This window comes from Agromyces humi, from assembly GCF_009720255.1.
Classification (GTDB): domain Bacteria; phylum Actinomycetota; class Actinomycetes; order Actinomycetales; family Microbacteriaceae; genus Agromyces; species Agromyces humi.
This window is the reverse complement of the sequence record NZ_WJSP02000495.1, coordinates 1-2,310: the sequence shown is the minus strand read 5'-3', so window position 1 is coordinate 2,310 and position 2,310 is coordinate 1. Positions and strand designations below refer to the sequence as shown.

Genomic DNA, 2,310 nt, shown 5'->3' with positions numbered 1-2,310 from the left:
CGTGATCAGCACGGGGCCCGGCTTGTTGGGGTTCTCGGTCTTGGTGAACGAGATGCGCACGAACTCCGAGTGCACGGCGCCGGGGCGGTCGCGGAGGAGCGAGATCGCGTAGGCGGTGATCCACGCGAAGCCGAGCGCCACGCCCACGAACAGCCGCATGCTCGCCGCAGGCCCGAACGGGATGCAGAGCAGCAGACACGCGACCCCGATCCCGCGCGACCAGGCGGCGGCCTGTCGGTGTCCCTCCCACGCGAGCCGTCGCGCGACGACGAACGTCACGGCCACGAGCGCGAGGAACGCGAGCGGCGCGGCGAACGCGTGCACGCCGCCGTGGAACGTCCACTCCGTCGGGTACCCATCGGGCGTCCCGAGGGGGAATCCCAATGCAGGATCAGCGGTGAAGGCGCCGCCGAGCACGAGGCCGACGCCGTACAGCCCGAACAGCACGGGGGCCCACGCGCGTCCGGGCCCGTCGCCGAGGCTGCGTCGGGCGCCGACGGCGAAGGCGAGCATGAGCGCCCCGGCGACGACGAAGTTCGCGATCTGCACCCAGCCCCGGTCGCCGAGCGACAACAGGCTGAGCGGATGCCGCGTGAGGTCGAATCCCTCGCGCGTGACCGCCTGCACGAGCCCGACCACGACGAAGAGCGGACCCGCGATCGCGCCGGCGACGACCAACGCCCGGGTCGTCGGGTCGTCGGCGTGCGCCGCGGGTCGGCCTCCTTCCCGGCTCGCGGCTGCGTTCGAGGCGGGTCCGCGAGAAGCGGTGTCCGTGTCCATGACGTGTCCTTCCGGTCGTCGGCCCGGTCCGGTCGATCGGGCCGTTCACCAGGGCGTCGCCCCGCGGCATCCGTTCTCGACACGGAACGACGAAGAATTCTCGGGGGCGAAGTCGAGAACGAGTCCGGGTCGCCGACGCTATCGTGAGGGCACACCAGCAGGGCGTGCCGTGACCGAAGGAGAACGCGATGCGATTCATGTGCATGGTGAAGATGGACGAGACCCCCCGCGAGGTGCCGCAGGGGCTCTACGACGCGATGGCCGCCTACGACGAGGAGGGCCGCCGCACCGGCGTGCTCGAGCTCAGCGAAGGGCTGCTGCCCAGCGCGGCCGGCGCCCTCGTGTCTGCGGTCGACGGGAAGGTGAAGGCCGTCGACGGGCCGTTCGCCGAGGCCAAGGAGCTCATCGGCGGATACGCCGTGGTCGACGTGCACTCGAAGGAGGAGGCAGTCGAGCTCGGACGGCGCCTCGTGCAGATCCACCTCGACCACATCCCCGATTGGGACGGCACCGTCGAGATCCGCCAGATCGCCGAGTACTGATCCTCGTCGTCGACCCCCGTGCCGCTGCGCCCACCCGCCCTTGCGCCACCGCCTCGCGCGTGGTCTCATGCTCCCGTGGGCGATGGCACCGGGGTCACCGAGGGCACGACGGGCACGGAGGGCCTCGTGGTAGCGGGTGAGCAGGCCACCCGCGCGGCGATCGAGGCCGTGTGGCGGCTGGAGTCGACCCGGCTGATCGCCGCCCTCGTGCGAATCGTGCGCGACGTCGGCCTCGCCGAGGACCTCGCGCAGGAGGCCGTCGTCGCGGCCCTCGCCCAGTGGCCGGCGTCGGGCATCCCGGCGAACCCGGGTGCGTGGCTCATGACCACGGCGAAGCGGCGGGCGGTCGACACGTTCCGTCGTCGCGCGAGACAGGATGCCGCGGTCGCGGCGCTCGCCCACGAGCTCTCGGAGTCCGTGGACGAGGACCCCGGCGCGGGGATCGACCACGTCGAGGACGACGTCCTCCGCCTCATGTTCATCTGCTGCCACCCGGCGCTCACCCCCGAGGCGCAGACGACGCTCACGCTGAAGCTCGTCGCCGGCCTGTCGACACGGGAGATCGCGCGGGCCTTCCTCTCGCCCGAGGCGACGATCGCGCAGCGCGTCTCCCGCGCGAAGCGGACGCTGACCGAAGCGGGTGCCGCGATCGACGAGCCGAGCGGAGCCGAACGCGCGGAGCGTCTCGCGACCGTGCTCGCCGTGGTGTACCTGCTCTTCAACGAGGGCTACTCGGCCACCGAGGGCGAGGACTGGATGCGGCCGGCGCTCTGCGACGAGGCGGTGCGGCTCGGGCGCATCCTCACGGCGATCGTGCCCGACGACCCCGAGGTGCACGGCCTCTCGGCGCTCATGGAGCTGCAGTCGTCCCGTCTCGCCGCACGGGCGGGTCCCGGCGGGGAGCCGATCCTCCTCGACGCGCAGGACCGACGCCGATGGGATGCCGGGCGCATCCGCCGTGGACTCGCCGCCCTCGCGCGCGCCGACG

The 2,310-nt window shown here is 72.6% G+C and carries 3 protein-coding genes; 2 read left to right on the top strand and 1 reads right to left on the bottom strand.

The genetic code is table 11. The features are described 5' to 3' along the window. A partial coding sequence (locus GH736_RS21375) for a DUF998 domain-containing protein (RefSeq protein ID WP_159606893.1) occupies positions 1 to 780 on the bottom strand: 780 nt, incomplete at its 3' end. A gap of 188 nt (positions 781 to 968) precedes the next feature. Here GH736_RS21375 and GH736_RS21370 point away from each other — a divergent pair. After that, on the top strand, positions 969 to 1,322 hold the full coding sequence (locus GH736_RS21370) for a YciI family protein (protein WP_159606891.1): 354 nt from the start codon (positions 969 to 971) through the stop codon (positions 1,320 to 1,322). Between the two features lie 75 nt (positions 1,323 to 1,397). Beyond that, positions 1,398 to 2,310, top strand: a 913-nt coding sequence (locus tag GH736_RS21365) for an RNA polymerase sigma factor (RefSeq protein WP_235934597.1), incomplete at its 3' end; no start/stop codon positions are given.

Coding starts and splice junctions, on each gene's coding strand:
- GH736_RS21370 (WP_159606891.1), top strand. CDS start 969: ATGCGATTCATGTGCATGGTGAAGATGGACGAGACCCCCCGCGAGGTG.